Raw genomic sequence first — 15,561 nt, 5'->3', positions numbered from 1 at the left:
CCGAGGGGCGCGCTCTACGCGCGTAGGGGCTAGAGTGCGGCAATGACGAGCCAGATCCCCAGCACCCCCTCCGCGGACCAGATCCGCCGCGCCCCGAAGGTCCTGCTGCACGACCACCTCGACGGCGGGCTGCGCCCCGGCACGATCATCGAACTCGCCCGCGAGCAGGGCTACGAGAACCTTCCGGAGACCGAGCCGGACAAGCTCGGCATCTGGTTCCGGGAGGCCGCCGACTCCGGCTCGCTCCCGCGCTACCTGGAGACGTTCGCGCACACCTGCGCCGTCATGCAGACCCGCGAGGCCCTGTTCCGGGTCGCCGCCGAGTGCGCCGCCGACCTCGCCGAGGACGGCGTCGTCTACGCCGAGGTGCGGTACGCCCCCGAGCAGCACCTGGAGGGCGGTCTCACCCTCGAAGAGGTCGTCGAGGCGGTCAACGAGGGCTTCCGCGAGGGCGAGCGGCGGGCCCGCGCCGACGGGCACCGGATCCGGGTCGGCGCGCTGCTCACCGCGATGCGGCACGCCGCCCGCGCCCTGGAGATCGCCGAACTCGCCAACCGCTACCGCGACACCGGTGTCGTCGGCTTCGACATCGCGGGCGCCGAGGCCGGCTTCCCGCCCACCCGCCACCTCGACGCCTTCGAGTATCTGAAGCGGGAGAACAACCACTTCACCATCCACGCCGGCGAGGCCTTCGGCCTGCCGTCGATCTGGCAGGCCCTCCAGTGGTGCGGCGCCGACCGGCTCGGCCACGGCGTGCGGATCATCGACGACATCGAGGTCGCCGACGACGGCTCGGTCACCCTGGGCCGGCTCGCCGCCTACGTCCGGGACAAGCGCATCCCGCTTGAGATGTGCCCGACCTCCAATCTGCAGACCGGCGCCGCGACCTCCTACAAGGAGCACCCCATCGGGCTGCTGCGCAAGCTGCACTTCCGCGCCACGGTCAACACGGACAACCGGCTGATGAGCGGCACCAGCATGAGCCGGGAATTCGAATTCCTGGTCGAGGCATTCGGTTACACGCTCGACGACATGCAGTGGTTCACGGTCAATGCGATGAAATCAGCGTTCATTCCTTTCGATGAACGACTCGCCATGATCAACGACGTCATCAAGCCGGGATACGCCGAGCTGAAGTCCGAATGGCTGTTCCAGCAGACCGCCACCACCAGCGAGTCTTCCGCGCACACGGGCTGATCGCCGCCCTCGGGACACGGGACACGGCGGCCGGGCGCACCACGCCCGGCCGCCGTTCGGTGTTTGCGGACGGAACGTTCGCTGGCTAGTTTGCGTAGCCACTCTGCATTCCCCGCAATTCCCCTGCGTTATTCCCCTGCGCCCCGAGATTCCCGAGGAAGATTTTCTGATGAAGCAGTCTGCCGCCAAGACGCTCGGTGTCGCCGCCCTCGGTGCCGCCTTCGCCGCTGTCGCCGCCGGTACGGCCTCCGCCGCCCCGGCCCCGCTGCCGGCCGGCCCCGACGCGCTGGGCCTGGTGACCAGCACCGTGCCGCTCGGCGAGGACGTCACCACCCTCCCGGCGGGTGCGGGCGAGGCCCTGGCCGGTGGCGAGACCGCCGTCGGCACCGGTGTCGAGCAGGGCGCCAACACCCTCCCGGGCGCCGTCGAGCAGGCCCAGAACCTCCCGGCCGAGGTGCAGAAGCAGGCCACCGACCTGCCGCTGCAGGGCGCCCAGAGCGGCCTCGCCGCCACCCCGCTCGGCGCGGCCACCGGCCTGCTCGGCGGCCTCCCGGTCGGCGGCCTCGGCGGCCTCGGCGTCTGATCCCGCCCGGGCCCTGCCCGTACACACACCGAAGGGGCACCCCCGGTCTTCCGGGAGGTGCCCCTTCGGCGTACGCGTGCGGGCCGAGCCGTCGGCTACCAGGCCGCGCTCGGGCGCTTCTCGCCCGGCAGCAGCACCCACAGCGCCAGGTAGAGCAGGAACTGCGGGCCGGGCAGCAGGCACGAGGCCAGGAAGATCACGCGCATCGCCGTCGCCGATATGCCGAAGCGCCGGGCCAGCGCCGCGCACACTCCGCCGAGCATGCGACCTTCGCGGGGGCGGACAATCGCGGCCATGGTGGGCTCCTTCTTCTCCGGGGGCTTCCCGGTGCTTCCCGGTGCTTCCGGGTCTCCGTGGTGTTCCATCGGGCCTTCCCGATGTCTCCATGGTGCCGCCGACCGCCGGGACAAAGCGTCCCTCTACGGGGCGATCCCGACCCTGGGAATCGTCGGGGTCGCCCCCTGAGAAGCGACCCTGGGGCTCCTCCCCGAGGAGGAGACCGGGCCCGCGCCACCCGAAGCGGCCGCCTCCGGCGCACGGCCCGCGGACCGCCGGCCGCCGCGCGGACCGCGCCGCAGCCGGGCCCGCGCCGCCGGCACGAACAGCAGATGCGCGAAGGCGACACCCGTCGTGTTCAGGAGCACCGAGTCCACGTCAACGACCTGCCCCGGCACCGCCGTCTGCAACAACTCGATCGCCAGCGACACCAGCGCCCCGGCCGCCGCGGTCCGGGTCAGCGACGCCCACGGCGAGACCGTGAGCCGCCCGTCGCACATCGGAAGCAGCACCCCGAGCGGGGCCAGGAGCAGCAGCCCGCCGCCGATCCGCCGGAACGCCTCGACCGGCCCGAGCGCCAGATCGCCCCGGATCCCCGCCAGCGGGGTCAGATTGGGCGCGGTCATCCACGCCACGTCCCGGGGCCGGAGCGTCACCCAGGCGACGAGCAGCAGATGCGCGAGGAGAAGGACGAACCCCGCCACGCGTACGACCACGGCGACACTGCCGCCGGAACTGCCCGAACCGCCCGAACCTTGACGCTGCACGCCCCCCAAGACGCGCACCCCGGCGGAATCGGTTCCGCCGGGTCCGGACCAGGTGACGCAGGCGGCAGAACGGGCCGCGTCAGGCCGACGACGCCGGCGCCGACGGCACCGCCGTCTCCGGGCGCTCCTTCAGGTCGGCCGTACAGCTGTAGCGGCGCGGCTGGTACGGGCCGGGGCCGCCCAGGACGATCGAGTCGCCGCCCGAGCCGCCGGGGGCCGACTCGCCCGCCGGACTCTCCGCGAAGGTGCACACGATCTGCGCCAGGGCGGTCGGCGGCAGGTCCTCGGGCTGCCGGCTCAGCCGCAGCGTGCCCGCCGGGTCGCTCTTGTGCGGCCCGGTGACCACCAGCGGTCCCTTCACCGCCGTGCCGAACCCGGCCCGCCGCTCCTCCTCCGAGGGCTCGGTCTCCAGCTGTACGAGCAGCGCGGAGGCGGTGCGCACCGGATCGCCCGACGCCTTCTCCTCGGGCAGCGGCGACCGCCGCTCCACCGGCTCCAACTGCGCCCCGCACAGCAGGTACACGCGCAGCGGCACCCCGCTCTGCACCCCGGTCTCCGAGGCCCCGCCCGGCACGCTGCACGGCACCCGGGAGGGCGCCGCGCCCGCGTCGACCGGCACCGAGGTCGTACGGATGCCACAGCCCGCGAGCAGCACGGCGCCCAGGACCAGCAGGCCCGGGACCCGCAGGCCCGCCCCCCGGCTCGTACCCCGACGTCTCAACTCTCCTCCACCTCGCCCCGCGGCAGCCGCAGCACGAACACCGCGCCGTCCACCCGTCCGTCCGCGTCCGTGGAGTTGGCGGCCGTGATCGAACCGCCGTGGATCAGCGCGTTCTCCATGGCGATGGAGAGACCGAGACCGCTGCCGTCCGAACGCGGCCGCGAGGCACTGGCCTTGTAGAAACGGTCGAAGACGTGCGGAAGCACCTCCACCGGAATGCCCGGCCCGTGGTCGCGCACCGAGATCACCAGCTCCTCCTCGGCCCCCGTGCCCTCGGTCCGTACCGACACCCGCACCGGCGAACCGCCGTGCTTGAGCGCGTTGCCGATCAGATTGGCCAGGATGACGTCCAGGCGGCGCGGGTCGAGCCGGGCCACGATGCCGCGCTCGGCGTCCAGGTCGACCGCGTCAAGCCAGGCCCGGGCGTCGATGCAGGCGGTGATCTGGTCGGCGATGTCCACGTCGTCCAGGACCAGGCGCGCGGTGCCCGCGTCGAAGCGGGTCACCTCCATCAGGTTCTCCACCAGGTCGTTGAGCCGCCGGGTCTCGCTGACGACCAGCGCGACCGCGGGCGCGATCATCGGGTCGAGGCCGTCCTGCTCGTCCTCCAGGACCTCGGTCACGGCGGTCAGCGCGGTCAGCGGGGTGCGCAGCTCGTGCGACATGTCGGCGACGAAGCGGCGGCTCGCCTCCTCCCGGGCGCTCATGTCCGCGACCTTCTTCTGCAGCGACTCCGCCGCGCTGTTGAAGGTCCGCGACAGATCGGCCAGTTCGTCGGCGCCGGAGACCCGCAGCCGGGTGTCGAGCTTGCCCTCGCCAAGCTGCCGGGCCGCCTCGCCGAGCCGGTGCACCGGACGGAGCACGGTGGTCGCCGCGACCTGCGCGAGCAGCACCGAGCCGATCACCGCGAGGCCGGTGGCGATGCCGAGCGACCAGGCCAGCGAATTGAGGTCGGCCTTCTCCGCGGCCAGCGACTTGAACATGTAGCCGGTCGGCCCGCCGCCGTCGATCTTCGTCCCGCCCACCAGATACGGCGTCGAGCCGCGCTGGGTGCGCTGCCACACCAGGTGGTAGCGGTACGGGTTGGCGTCCGTCACCGGCCGCTCGGTCGACACCGCGGTACGCAGCGACTGCGGCACGTCCGCGAGCGTGAAGCTGTCCGGGTCGGAGGCGCCGACGATCGGCTTGCCGGCCGCCCGCTCGCCGATCAGCAGCACGCTGTAGCCGGCGCTGCCGCCCGCCATCTGCTCGGCGGTGCGCCGCAGCTCCTCCTGGGTGGGCCGCAGCGGCAGCGTCGCCGCCCGGTTCTGCATCTCCTGCCGGAAGTCGCCCAGCGCCGCGTCCTGGGTGCGCTTGAGCACGGCCTCGCGGTTGAGCCAGTACGCGATGCCGGAGGCCGACACGGCCGCGGTGAGCGCGACCAGGGCGAAGACGACGACGAGACGGAGTCGCAGACTGGTGAAGCGGAGCGCCGTGATGATCCCTTTGCTCACGCAGGGACGTCCAGCCGATAGCCCACGCCCCGTACGGTACGGATCAGGGTCGGCGAGGACGGCACGTCCTCCACCTTGGCGCGCAGCCGCTGCACACAGGCGTCGACCAGACGCGAGTCGCCCAGGTAGTCGTGCTCCCAGACGAGCCGCAGCAGCTGCTGGCGCGACAGCGCCTGGCCGGGACGGCGGCTCAGCTCCAGGAGCAGCCGCAGCTCGGTCGGCGTGAGCTGCAGGTCCTCCCCGTTCTTCGTCACCGTCATCGCGGAGCGGTCGATCACCAGCGAGCCGAAGGTGGCCGAGTCGGTGGCCTCCCGCTCGCCGCGCCGCAGCACCGCGCGGATCCGGGCGTCGAGCACCCGGCCCTGCACGGGCTTCACCACGTAGTCGTCGGCACCCGACTCCAGGCCCACGACCACGTCGATGTCGTCGCTGCGGGCCGTCAGCAGGATGATCGGCAACTGGTCCGTGCGCCGGATGCGCCGGCACACCTCGAAACCGTCGATGCCGGGCAGCATCACGTCAAGCACGACCAGGTCCGGCCGCTGTTCCTTCAACAGCTTCAGGCCGTCCTCGCCCGTCGCCGCGGTGGCCACACGGTGGCCCTGGCGTGACAGGGAGAGTTCGAGGGCCGTGCGGATGGCGTCGTCGTCCTCGATCAGCAACAGGAAAGGCACGGCCTCATTCTGTCCCATGGGCCCGTCCGAGTTCGACCGTCCGGCCACCCCTCCCTTCCGGCCGGCGGCCACGTTCTCGTAACGCCCGGCCCTGTGACACGTCTGTGACAGTCGGCGGACACCGCCATGAAGTGCGCCGGGCAAGCTTTTCGACATCAAGGACCTACGGATTCCGACCGACGGGGGGCGCGAGATGAACGCACTGCACAGCACCACCTCCAGCGCAGTTGTCACGCGTCTCCACGACGTCACGCGGAACACCGAGAAGTCCGGCGTGACGGGCGGGCGGGGGTGCGCTCGTAGCGTCGGGCGTCAGTACAAGGCGCCGTACATGGTCGCCGTGACTGACGGGGGAGCGGCGTACGGGGAGGTCACGGGGGAGCGTTCCTGCTCGGAGGCCGAGTTCACGGCCTACGTCCAGGAGCGCCGGGCCTCCCTGTACGCCACCGCCTACCACCTGACCGGCGACCGCTTCGAGGCCGAGGACCTGCTCCAGAGCGCGCTGTTCTCCACGTACCGCGCCTGGGACCGGATCAGCGACAAGGCCGCGGTCGGCGGCTACCTGCGCCGCACGATGACGAACCTGCACATCAGCGCCTGGCGCCGGCGCAAGCTCAACGAGTACCCGACCGAGGAGCTCCCGGAGACGGTGGGCGAGACGGACGCGATGCGCGGCACCGAACTGCGCGCGGTCCTCTGGCAGGCGCTGGCCCGTCTGCCCGAGCTCCAGCGCACGATGCTGGTGCTGCGCTACTACGAGGGCCGGACCGATCCGGAGATCGCGGAGATCCTGGACATCAGTGTCGGCACGGTGAAGTCGAGCATCTGGCGCTCGCTGCGGCGACTGCGCGAGGACGAGGTGCTGAGCTTCGGCCGTGACGAGGAGGAGTCCTTCGGCGAGCTCGTCGCCTGAGGGCACACGGGGGAACACGGGGGAGCACCACACGGGGGACCGTACGGGGGTACGGGGGAAATCGGCGCGGGTCGGACAAGCGGGGGTCTTGTCCGGGCCGCGCCTTCCGTGTGTACGGAGGAGGTCCGTGGCCTAGGGCCTGTCCCTAGCGGGCGGCGGGCACCCGGCAGCGGCCGGCGGCCGCCGCGGCGAGCCGGCCGAGGGCCTCGTCCTTGGCGCACGGGTGGGCGCCGAGCGCGGCCTGGCGGGCCACGATCGCGCGCTCGGCGCGCATCAGGCGCCAGCCGCGGCGCAGCAGGAAGGGCACGGACTTGCGGCCCTCCCTGAGGTCCCGGAGCAGCCGGCGGCGGAAGGTCGTCGAGGGCCGGCCGCGCAGACACAGCGCGTCGGCGAGCACGCCGAGCTCACGGCAGCGCTCCACGATCTCGGCGGCGAAGATGCCCTCCGCGACGAACAGCGGGGTGCGCTCGATGTCGAGGACCTCGTGGTCGACCCGCGAGCTGGTGGCGATGTCGTACACCGGCACGTCGGTCCGTCCCGTACGGCACAGCCGCACGATCGCGGCGACGGCCGTGTCCGCGTCCCAGGAGAGCGGGGAGTCCCAGTCGATGTCGGTGCTGTGCTCGACCAGCGGCAGGGAGGGGTCGTCGGCCTCCTTGTAGAAGTCGTCGAGGCGCAGGACCGGCAGACCGGTGCGGGCGGCGAGGGACGACTTGCCGGAGCCGGAGGGGCCCGCGAGCAGGACGACCCGGGTCGGGATCGGTTGGGAACTCACGGGACACCAGTGTGAACCATTCCCCCCAATAGGGGACCCCCGAGGTGACCCGTTGGTATCGAGCATCACACCTCTACTACTGTCGGTGCCCGCTCGACCACCCTCCGGAAGGAACTCTCCCCATGGCGAGTCACGCCGCTCCCCGAACCTCCCGACGCAGCGCCCTGTTGAAGGCCGGCCTCACCGTCACGGCGGCCGGCGCCGCCCTGCTCGGCGCGGGCGCCGCGGCCCAGGCCGCCGAAGGCGTCGGCGTGCCGCTCCCGGTGGACAGCCTGACCAAGACGGACGGCGCCGCGGCCCTGGAGGGCGTCGGCCACGGTGTGGCCCCGCTGACCAGGCTGCAGCTCGACCCGCTGGCCAACACCGGCGTGGACCCGCTGGACAACGGACTGGGCACCCAGGTCGCCGACTTCAAGCCGGTCGGCACGAACATGGCGACCGACCTCGTCACCAAGGGCGGCGCGCTCGCCGACCTGCCGGTGGCGGGGCCGCTGACGCAGGGCCTGCTGCCGTAAGGACACGCGTGGAGGGGCCCCGGCCGTGCGGACGGCCGGGGCCCCTCTCGTAACGCGATCTCGTAGGCGATCCAGTACGTGATCTAGTACGCGGAGCCGCTCGCGCCCAGCGAACCCGTGGGGTGCCAGACGGTCTTCGTCTCCAGGAACGCGGTCATCCGGTCCGTGCCCGGGGACTCGGTGAAGTCCTCGGTGCGCGGGCGAAGGACGCGCTTGAGGTTGTCCGCCGCGGCGATCTCCAGGTCGCGGGCCAGGTCGGCGTCCGCGCCCGTGAGGTCGATGGCGTTGACGTCGAGGTGGGCCGCGAGGTGCGGGCCCATCTCGGAGGCCTTGCCGGACAGGATGTTGACGACGCCGCCGGGGAGGTCGGAGGTGGCCAGGACCTCGCCCAGGGAGAGCGCGGGAAGCGGGGACTTCTCGCTCGCGATGACGACGGCGGTGTTGCCGGTCGCGATGACCGGGGCGATCACCGAGACCAGACCCAGGAAGGACGAGTCCTGGGGCGCGATCACGGTGACGACGCCGGTCGGCTCCGGGGTGGACAGGTTGAAGTACGGGCCCGCCACCGGGTTGGCGCCGCCGACGACCTGGGCGATCTTGTCGGTCCAGCCCGCGTACCAGACCCAGCGGTCGATCGCGGCGTCGACGACCGCGGCGGCCTTCGACTTCGACAGGCCCTCGGCCTCGCCGACCTCGCGCACGAACTGGTCCCGGCGGCCCTCCAGCATCTCGGCGACGCGGTAGAGGATCTGGCCGCGGTTGTACGCGGTCGCGCCCGCCCAGCCGCCCTGCGCCTTGCGGGCCGCCACGACAGCGTCACGGGCGTCCTTGCGGGAGGAGAGCGGGACGTTCGCCAGCCACTTGCCCTTCGTGTCGGTCACCTCGTACACCCGGCCGCTCTCGGAACGCGGGAACTTCCCGCCCACGTACAGCTTGTAGGTCTTGAAGACGCCCAGACGGGTCTGCTGGTCAGACATCGAGGTAGGCCTCCAGACCGTGACGGCCGCCCTCGCGGCCGAAGCCCGACTCCTTGTAGCCGCCGAATGGCGAGGTCGGGTCGAACTTGTTGAACGTGTTGGCCCAGACGACACCGGCCCGGAGCTTGTTGGCGACCGCGAGGATGCGGGAGCCCTTCTCCGTCCAGATGCCCGCCGACAGGCCGTACTGGCTGTTGTTGGCCTTGGCGACGGCCTCGTCCGGCGTACGGAAGGTCAGCACCGACAGGACCGGGCCGAAGATCTCGTCGCGGGCGACGGTGTGCGCCTGGGTGACGTTCGTGAAGAGCGTCGGGGCGAACCAGTAGCCGGCCGACGGGATGTCGCAGGCGGCGGTCCAGCGCTCGGCGCCCTCCGCCTCGCCCCGCTCGACGAGCGAGGTGATCCGGGACAGCTGCTCCTCGGAGTTGATGGCGCCGATGTCGGTGTTCTTGTCGAGCGGGTCGCCCAGGCGCAGCGTGGACAGGCGCCGCTTGAGCGAGTCCAGCAGCTCGTCGTGGATCGACTCCTGGACCAGGAGGCGGGAGCCCGCGCAGCAGACCTGGCCCTGGTTGAAGAAGATGCCGTTGACGATGCCCTCGACGGCCTGGTCGATGGGGGCGTCGTCGAAGACGATGTTGGCGCCCTTGCCGCCCAGCTCCAGGGTGAGCTTCTTGCTCGTGCCCGCGACGGACTTCGCGATGGCGCGGCCCACGGCGGTCGAGCCCGTGAACGCGACCTTGTTCACGTCCGGGTGCTCGACGAGCGCGGCGCCCGTGTCCCCGTAACCGGGGAGGATGTTGACGACACCCTTCGGGAGCCCGGCCTGGCGGCAGATGTCCGCGAAGAACAGGGCGGACAGGGGGGTGGTCTCGGCGGGCTTGAGGACCACCGTGTTGCCGGTGGCGAGCGCCGGGGCGATCTTCCACGCGAGCATGAGCAGCGGGAAGTTCCACGGGATGACCTGGCCGGCCACGCCCAGCGGGCGCGGGTTCGCGCCGTAGCCGGCGTGGTCGAGCTTGTCGGCCCAGCCCGCGTAGTAGAAGAAGTGCGCGGCGACCAGCGGGAGGTCCGCGTCGCGGGTCTCCTTGATCGGCTTGCCGTTGTCCAGGGTCTCCAGGACGGCCAGCTCGCGGCTGCGCTCCTGGATGATCCGGGCGATCCGGAAGAGGTACTTGGCGCGCTCGGCGCCGGGCAGCGCCGACCACTTCTCGAAGGCCTTGCGGGCCGCCTTCACCGCGCGGTCCACGTCCTCGGCGCCCGCCTGGGCGACCTCGGAGAGCACCTCCTCGGTGGAGGGGGAGACGGTCTTGAAGACCTTGCCTTCGGCGGCGTCGACGAACTCGCCGTCGATGAACAGGCCGTAGGAGGGGGCGATGTCGACGACGGACCGGGACTCGGGCGCCGGTGCGTACTCGAACGGGGAGGGGGATGCGGATGCAGATGCCATGGTGATCAGTCCACCGTCACGTAGTCGGGGCCGGAGTAGTGGCCGGTCGCCAGCTTCTGACGCTGCATGAGCAGGTCGTTCAGCAGGCTGGAGGCACCGAAGCGGAACCAGTGGTTGTCCAGCCAGTCCGCGCCCGCGGTCTCGTTGACCAGGACCAGGAACTTGATCGCTTCCTTGGTGTTGCGGATGCCGCCGGCCGGCTTCACGCCGATCTGGACGCCGGTCTGGGCGCGGAAGTCGCGCACGGCCTCCAGCATCAGGAGCGTGTTGGCGGGGGTGGCGTTGACCGCGACCTTGCCGGTCGAGGTCTTGATGAAGTCCGCGCCGGCGATCATGCCGAGCCAGGAGGCGCGGCGGATGTTGTCGTACGTGGACAGCTCGCCGGTCTCGAAGATCACCTTGAGCCGGGCGCGGTCGCCGCACTCGGCCTTGATGGCGGCGATCTGCTCGAAGACCTCCAGGTAGCGGCCGGCGAGGAAGGCGCCACGGTCGATGACCATGTCGATCTCGTCGGCGCCGGCGGCGATCGCGTCGGCGGTGTCGGCCAGCTTCACGGGGAGCGCGGCGCGGCCGGCCGGGAAGGCGGTGGCGACGGAGGCGACCTTGACGCCGGAGCCCTTCAGGGCGGCCTTGGCGGTGGCCACCATGTCGGGGTAGACGCAGACGGCGGCGGTCGTCGGGGTCGTGCGGTCGGTCGGATCGGGATTGACGGCCTTCGCGGCGAGCGCCCGGACCTTGCCCGGGGTGTCCGCGCCTTCGAGCGTCGTCAGGTCGATCATCGAGATGGCCAGGTCGATGGCGTAGGCCTTGGCCGTGGTCTTGATCGAGCGGGTGCCGAGGGACGCGGCGCGCGCCTCCAGGCCGACGGCGTCGACGCCGGGCAGCCCGTGGAGGAAGCGGCGCAGCGTGCTCTCGGACGCGGTCACGTCGGCGAAAGCGTGTGCTGCAGGTGCAGTGGTGGGCATGGTCACCAGTCGAGCATATCTACGCGCGTAGCGGCGTGTACAGGCCCCCGCTCGTCCGAGCGTACGAAAGCGCAGGCGGGCGTGGGGGAATGGGGCGGCGAGTGAGTCCGGTCACATGGTGATGCGTACGGGTGCGGGTGCGGGTCGGTGGACGACCGTGCGCGGGCGCGCCCCGGGGTGTACGTGGACCTCGTCACGGCCGGCGCCCGGGGGCTGAGGCAGAATCGGGCCATGACCTCCGCCGAGCCGCCCGCACCGCAGCCCTCCGAGCCCTCCGAGCCCGTCAAGGACCGGGTCTTCCGGTCACCCATGGGGATCGCGGGCGGAGTGTTCCTGCTCGTGCTCGCCGTCGTGCTCGGCGGCGACACGATCCTGCGCGGCGACGGGCGGGCGCCGTGGCTGGCGCTGGCCTCGCTGCTCCTGGTGATCCCGCTGATCGTCGCCTTCACCGTGCGGCCGGCCGTGTTCGCCGGGGCCGAGCGGCTGCGGATCCGCAACCCGTTCCGGACCATCACGCTGCCCTGGGGCGCCATCGCGGACGTGCGGGCCAGCTACTCCAGCGAGGTGTTCACCCAGGAGGGCCGCAAGTACCAGCTCTGGGCCGTCCCCGTCTCGCTCCGCCAGCGCAAGCGCGCCGCCCGCCAGGCCGCCCGCGCCTCCCAGGACGACCCGCACGGACGCACCTCGGTCACCGCCGACGTCGGCGACAAGGCCCGCGTCGCCCCCGCCGACCAGTCGGTCGCCGACCTGAGGGAGCTGGCCGAGCGCCGCGGCGGCCTCCCGGAGGCCCAGGGCGAGCCGCAGATCCGCTGGGCGTACGAGGTGATCGCGCCGGCCGTGGCGGGCCTGGTGCTGCTCGTGGTCCTGATGGCGACGGGCTGACGGGCTGACGGGCAGGCTGCGGACGAGCGGACCTGCCGCCTGAGGTCCGCCGACCGGCCGCCGTAGGCAGGCGTGCCGGGCGACCTGCGGGTCCGTGGACGGCGGACCGGCCGTCCCGGCGGACGAGCCGACCGGCCTGCCCCGTCCCGTCGCTCACGGCGGGCCCTGCCACACCAGCAGCATGTACGCCCCCAGCCACGCCGAGCACAGCGCCGCGCCGCCGAGGACCACGGCCGCCGCCGGGATGCGGGTGCGGGCCAGGGACGTGGCCAGGGGGAGGAGGAGCGGGAAGGCGGGGAGGAGGAAGCGGGCGCGGGGGAAGTAGACGCCGCCGCTGCCCAGGACCACGAGGAGCAGCACCCCGGTGAACACCAGCAGGGGGAGGGGCTGGCGGTCCGTCAGGCAGAGCAGGCAGAGGCCCGCCGAGAGCACGAGGACCACCGACACCACCACCAGGAAGAGCTGCGGGTCGGGGGAGCGGACGAGGTGCTGGAGGAGCCGGGTACGGGTCACCGTGCCGCCGTCCCATACGTTGCCCCAGACGCGCTGTACGGCGAAGTAGCCGTCCCAGCGGCCCAGCCGGAGGCCCACCCAGCCGACGTACGCCAGCCAGCCCAGCGGCGCCGCCGGCGCGGCGAGCAGGGGTGCCCGGCCCTGGCGGCGGGCGGCGAGCAGGCCGGCCACGGACACCGCCGCCGCCACCGCGATGCCGGTCGGCCGGGTGAGGCCCGCGCCGATGGCCAGGCCGGCCGCCCAGGCCCAGCGCCCGGTCAGGACCGCGTACAGCGCCCACGCGGCGAGCGCCGTGAACAGCGACTCCGTATAGCCCATCCACTGCACGAGGGCGACCGGCGTCGCGCCCCACAGCACCGCGAGCAGCGTGCCGGTGCGCCGCCCGCGCAGCCGGTCGCCGACCGCGAAGACACCCCACGCGGCGGCGAACGAGCACAGCACCGCGAGGACCAGGCCCACCGAGGCCCGCGAGCCCGGCGTGACGGCGGCGACGGCCTTCACCAGGGCCGGGTAGAGCGGGAAGAAGGCCAGGCTGCGCGGGGGATCGGTGAGCCGGTCGCGGTACTCGTGGGTGTAGCCGTGGTCGGCGATCCCCAGGTACCAGTTGGAGTCCCAGGAGGTCGCGAGCACCGGCCAGACCCCGTGGCCCCGCAGATGCGTCCAGTGCGCGAGCACGAGGAGGCCGAGCAGCCGGACCGCGAGATAGCCGAGCAGTGCCGGGGCCGCGCGCCGCAGCGCCCGCGCCACGATGCTGCCCGGACTTCCGCCAGGCGGTGCGGGCGACGGGGGCGGTGCGGTGGGGAGCGGTGGGGTGCGGCGGCGGGTCAGCTGCGACGGCACGGGGGACACGGGGGCCACCCTGCCCCGCCGGGCCGGACCCGGGGGCCGAACCCGCCCGCGCGTCGCGCTCGTCCGCGTACCCGAATCACCCGGAAGGGCGAGGGCGGCGCGGGTACGCCGAGGGCCCGTACGGATCGGATCCGTACGGGCCCTCCCGTAGCCGTCACAGACCGGCGGCCTCCGCCAGGTCCTTCTTGATCGCGCCGAGGACCGTCGTGGCCGTCGCCCGCGCCGTCGCCAGCGCGCTCGCGTCGGCGACCGGCACCACGACCTCCAGGTAGCACTTCAGCTTGGGCTCGGTGCCGGAGGGGCGGACGATCACCCGGGCCTTGTAGTCGCCCTCCAGGTGGTAGCGCAGACCGTCGGTCGGCGGCAGCGACTCCGTGCCCTTGGTCAGGTCCTCGGCCGAGACGACCGTGAGGCCGGCGAGGTGCACCGGGGGCTTCTCGCGCAGCGCCGCCATCGCGTTCGCGATGATGCCCAGGTCCTCGACCCGCACCGACAGCTGGTCGGTGGCGTGCAGACCGTGCGCCACCGCCAGGTCGTCGAGCAGGTCGGTCAGCGTGCGGTCCCGCTCCTTCAGCTCCGAGGCCAGCTCGGCGATGAGCAGCGCCGCCGTGATGCCGTCCTTGTCGCGGACGCCCTCCGGGTCGACGCAGTAGCCGAGCGCCTCCTCGTAGCCGTACCGCAGACCCTCCACGCGGGCGATCCACTTGAAGCCGGTCAGGGTCTCCTCGTAGCCGACCCCGGCCGCCTCGGCGATCCGGCCGAGCAGCGACGACGACACGATCGACTCCGCGAACACGCCCGTCGCGCCCTTGTGCACCAGGTGCGCGGCGAGCAGCGCGCCCACCTCGTCGCCGCGGAGCATCCGCCAGCCGCCCTCGACGGACGCGTCCGGCACGGCCACCGCGCAGCGGTCGGCGTCCGGGTCGTTGGCGATCACGATGTCGGGGTCCACGGCCCGGGCCGCCTCGAAGGCGAGGTCCATGGCGCCCGGCTCCTCCGGGTTCGGGAACGCCACCGTCGGGAACGCCGGGTCCGGGTCCGCCTGCTCGGCGACCAGCGCCGGCGGCGGGAAGCCGTGCCGGCCGAAGGCGGCCGTCAGGACGTCCTTGCCGACGCCGTGCATGGCCGTGTAGACCGTGCGCACGGTGCGCGGCGAACCGGGCGTCAGGACCGCGTCCGTACGGGCCAGATAGGCCTCCAGGACGCCGTCGCCGAGCACCTCCCAGCCCTCGGCCGGGCGCGGTACGTCAGCCAGCGCGCGCACCGCGTCGATCTCGGCGGCGATCTCCGCGTCCGCGGGCGGCACGATCTGCGAGCCGTCGCCCAGATAGACCTTGTAGCCGTTGTCGCGCGGCGGGTTGTGGCTCGCCGTCACCTCGACGCCGGCGACGGCGCCCAGGTGCCTTATGGCGTACGCGAGGACGGGCGTCGGCAGCGGCCGCGGCAGCAGCGCCGCGCGCAGGCCGGCGCCGGTCATCACGGCGGCGGTGTCGCGGGCGAAGTCGGCGGACTTGTAGCGGGCGTCGTAGCCGATGACGACGAGGCCGCCGTCCTGGCCCTTCGCCTTGAGGTACGCGGCGAGGCCGGCGGCGGCGCGGATCACGACGGCGCGGTTCATCCGCATCGGGCCTGCGCCGAGCTCCCCGCGCAGGCCGGCGGTGCCGAACTGCAGGGTGCCGGCGAAGCGGGCGGCGAGCTCGGTGCGGGCCTCGTCGTCGGCGGCGGCGCGGTCGAGGAGCGCGCCGAGTTCGTCACGGGTCTCCGGGTCGGGGTCCTCGGCGAGCCACGCCTGGGCCCGGGCGAGGAGGTCGTCCTGCGTCACGGTGGTGTGCCTTTCGGGTGGGGCGGGTGGAGTGGGTGCGGGGTGCCGCTGCGCGGAGCCTTTCCCCACCCCGCCCCTTCCCGTAACCGGGGCTTCGCCCCGGACCCCGTACGGCCTGCGGCCGTGTCCTCAAACGCCGGACGGGCTGAAAACTCAGCCCCGCCGGCGTTTGAGGCGCGGGGGTCCGGGGGC

Annotated in this window: 16 protein-coding genes; 5 read left to right on the top strand and 11 right to left on the bottom strand. The window is 72.8% G+C overall.

Features of this window, described 5'->3' with window-relative positions; all coding sequences use genetic code 11:
- Positions 1-42 precede the first annotated feature (42 nt).
- Together KV205_RS34870 and KV205_RS34865 are read left to right on the top strand one after the other, a co-directional pair.
- Positions 43-1,197 carry an adenosine deaminase gene (locus tag KV205_RS34870; RefSeq protein ID WP_265869020.1) on the top strand — a complete coding sequence of 385 codons (1,155 nt, stop codon included), beginning with the start codon at positions 43-45 and terminating at the stop codon, positions 1,195-1,197.
- 169 nt (positions 1,198-1,366) lie between these two features.
- Positions 1,367-1,780 carry a hypothetical protein gene (locus KV205_RS34865; RefSeq protein WP_265869018.1) on the top strand — a complete coding sequence of 138 codons (414 nt, stop codon included), beginning with the start codon at positions 1,367-1,369 and terminating at the stop codon, positions 1,778-1,780.
- Between the two features lie 95 nt (positions 1,781-1,875).
- On the opposite strand, the gene KV205_RS34860 is transcribed toward KV205_RS34865, so the two are convergent.
- From KV205_RS34860 to afsQ1, 5 genes are all read right to left on the bottom strand, one after another.
- Positions 1,876-2,076, bottom strand: coding sequence for a PspC domain-containing protein (locus KV205_RS34860; RefSeq protein WP_265869017.1), 201 nt, complete (start codon positions 2,074-2,076; stop codon positions 1,876-1,878).
- Between the two features lie 123 nt (positions 2,077-2,199).
- Positions 2,200-2,823 (bottom strand): VanZ family protein, encoded by a 624-nt coding sequence (locus KV205_RS34855; protein ID WP_265869016.1) that lies wholly within the window; start codon positions 2,821-2,823, stop codon positions 2,200-2,202.
- A 79-nt stretch (positions 2,824-2,902) separates the two neighbouring features.
- Positions 2,903-3,544, bottom strand: a complete 642-nt coding sequence (locus KV205_RS34850; protein ID WP_265869015.1) for a hypothetical protein — start codon at positions 3,542-3,544, stop codon at positions 2,903-2,905.
- The gene (locus KV205_RS34845; protein WP_265869014.1) at positions 3,541-5,037 is read right to left on the bottom strand and encodes a HAMP domain-containing sensor histidine kinase; all 1,497 of its coding nucleotides are present in this window, start codon (positions 5,035-5,037) and stop codon (positions 3,541-3,543) included. Before KV205_RS34845 ends, KV205_RS34850 begins: the two co-directional genes overlap by 4 nt.
- Positions 5,034-5,711: a two-component system response regulator AfsQ1 gene (afsQ1, locus tag KV205_RS34840; RefSeq protein ID WP_265869013.1), complete on the bottom strand. Its 678-nt coding sequence runs from the start codon at positions 5,709-5,711 to the stop codon at positions 5,034-5,036. The genes KV205_RS34845 and afsQ1 overlap by 4 nt, the downstream gene beginning before the upstream one ends.
- Before the next feature lie 193 nt (positions 5,712-5,904).
- Here afsQ1 and KV205_RS34835 point away from each other — a divergent pair, with 193 nt between their 5' ends.
- On the top strand, positions 5,905-6,624 hold the full coding sequence (locus tag KV205_RS34835) for a SigE family RNA polymerase sigma factor (protein WP_265869012.1): 720 nt from the start codon (positions 5,905-5,907) through the stop codon (positions 6,622-6,624).
- Positions 6,625-6,769: 145 nt separating this feature from the next.
- Here the strand turns inward: KV205_RS34835 and KV205_RS34830 are convergent, their stop codons facing one another.
- On the bottom strand, positions 6,770-7,465 hold the full coding sequence (locus KV205_RS34830; RefSeq protein WP_265869010.1) for a uridine kinase: 696 nt from the start codon (positions 7,463-7,465) through the stop codon (positions 6,770-6,772).
- A gap of 56 nt (positions 7,466-7,521) precedes the next feature.
- On the opposite strand from KV205_RS34830, the gene KV205_RS34825 reads away from it, so the two are divergent.
- Positions 7,522-7,914 (top strand): hypothetical protein, encoded by a 393-nt coding sequence (locus KV205_RS34825; RefSeq protein ID WP_265869007.1) that lies wholly within the window; start codon positions 7,522-7,524, stop codon positions 7,912-7,914.
- Positions 7,915-7,997: 83 nt separating this feature from the next.
- Here KV205_RS34825 and KV205_RS34820 read toward each other — a convergent pair whose 3' ends face one another.
- The 3 genes from KV205_RS34820 to deoC are packed head-to-tail and all read right to left on the bottom strand — an operon-like array spanning position 7,998 to position 11,303.
- Positions 7,998-8,891: an aldehyde dehydrogenase family protein gene (locus KV205_RS34820; protein WP_265869005.1), complete on the bottom strand. Its 894-nt coding sequence runs from the start codon at positions 8,889-8,891 to the stop codon at positions 7,998-8,000.
- A complete protein-coding gene (locus KV205_RS34815) occupies positions 8,884-10,338 on the bottom strand; it encodes an aldehyde dehydrogenase family protein (protein ID WP_265869004.1) in 1,455 nt (484 codons plus the stop codon). The genes KV205_RS34820 and KV205_RS34815 overlap by 8 nt, the downstream gene beginning before the upstream one ends.
- Before the next feature lie 5 nt (positions 10,339-10,343).
- Positions 10,344-11,303: a deoxyribose-phosphate aldolase gene (gene deoC, locus KV205_RS34810; protein ID WP_265869052.1), complete on the bottom strand. Its 960-nt coding sequence runs from the start codon at positions 11,301-11,303 to the stop codon at positions 10,344-10,346.
- 231 nt (positions 11,304-11,534) lie between these two features.
- On the opposite strand from deoC, the gene KV205_RS34805 reads away from it, so the two are divergent.
- A complete protein-coding gene (locus KV205_RS34805; RefSeq protein WP_265869003.1) occupies positions 11,535-12,185 on the top strand; it encodes a PH domain-containing protein in 651 nt (216 codons plus the stop codon).
- Positions 12,186-12,338: 153 nt separating this feature from the next.
- On the opposite strand, the gene KV205_RS34800 is transcribed toward KV205_RS34805, so the two are convergent.
- Together KV205_RS34800 and KV205_RS34795 are read right to left on the bottom strand one after the other, a co-directional pair.
- A complete protein-coding gene (locus tag KV205_RS34800) occupies positions 12,339-13,538 on the bottom strand; it encodes a hypothetical protein (protein WP_374214771.1) in 1,200 nt (399 codons plus the stop codon).
- Positions 13,539-13,701: 163 nt separating this feature from the next.
- Positions 13,702-15,369: a phospho-sugar mutase gene (locus KV205_RS34795; protein WP_265869001.1), complete on the bottom strand. Its 1,668-nt coding sequence runs from the start codon at positions 15,367-15,369 to the stop codon at positions 13,702-13,704.
- Between the last annotated feature and the right edge of the window lie 192 nt (positions 15,370-15,561).

Origin of the sequence: Streptomyces sp. SKN60, assembly GCF_026236535.1 — a bacterium.
In the GTDB taxonomy this organism is placed as follows: domain Bacteria; phylum Actinomycetota; class Actinomycetes; order Streptomycetales; family Streptomycetaceae; genus Streptomyces.
The sequence above is the reverse complement of the archived record's forward strand: the minus strand, read 5'-3'. Positions and strand labels throughout refer to the sequence as shown.

Coding starts and splice junctions, on each gene's coding strand:
- KV205_RS34870 (WP_265869020.1), top strand. CDS start 43: ATGACGAGCCAGATCCCCAGCACCCCCTCCGCGGACCAGATCCGCCGC.
- KV205_RS34865 (WP_265869018.1), top strand. CDS start 1,367: ATGAAGCAGTCTGCCGCCAAGACGCTCGGTGTCGCCGCCCTCGGTGCC.
- KV205_RS34860 (WP_265869017.1), bottom strand. CDS start 2,076: ATGGCCGCGATTGTCCGCCCCCGCGAAGGTCGCATGCTCGGCGGAGTG.
- KV205_RS34835 (WP_265869012.1), top strand. CDS start 5,905: ATGAACGCACTGCACAGCACCACCTCCAGCGCAGTTGTCACGCGTCTC.
- KV205_RS34830 (WP_265869010.1), bottom strand. CDS start 7,465: ATGCTCGATACCAACGGGTCACCTCGGGGGTCCCCTATTGGGGGGAAT.
- KV205_RS34825 (WP_265869007.1), top strand. CDS start 7,522: ATGGCGAGTCACGCCGCTCCCCGAACCTCCCGACGCAGCGCCCTGTTG.
- KV205_RS34820 (WP_265869005.1), bottom strand. CDS start 8,891: ATGTCTGACCAGCAGACCCGTCTGGGCGTCTTCAAGACCTACAAGCTG.
- KV205_RS34815 (WP_265869004.1), bottom strand. CDS start 10,338: ATGGCATCTGCATCCGCATCCCCCTCCCCGTTCGAGTACGCACCGGCG.
- deoC (WP_265869052.1), bottom strand. CDS start 11,303: ATGCCCACCACTGCACCTGCAGCACACGCTTTCGCCGACGTGACCGCG.
- KV205_RS34805 (WP_265869003.1), top strand. CDS start 11,535: ATGACCTCCGCCGAGCCGCCCGCACCGCAGCCCTCCGAGCCCTCCGAG.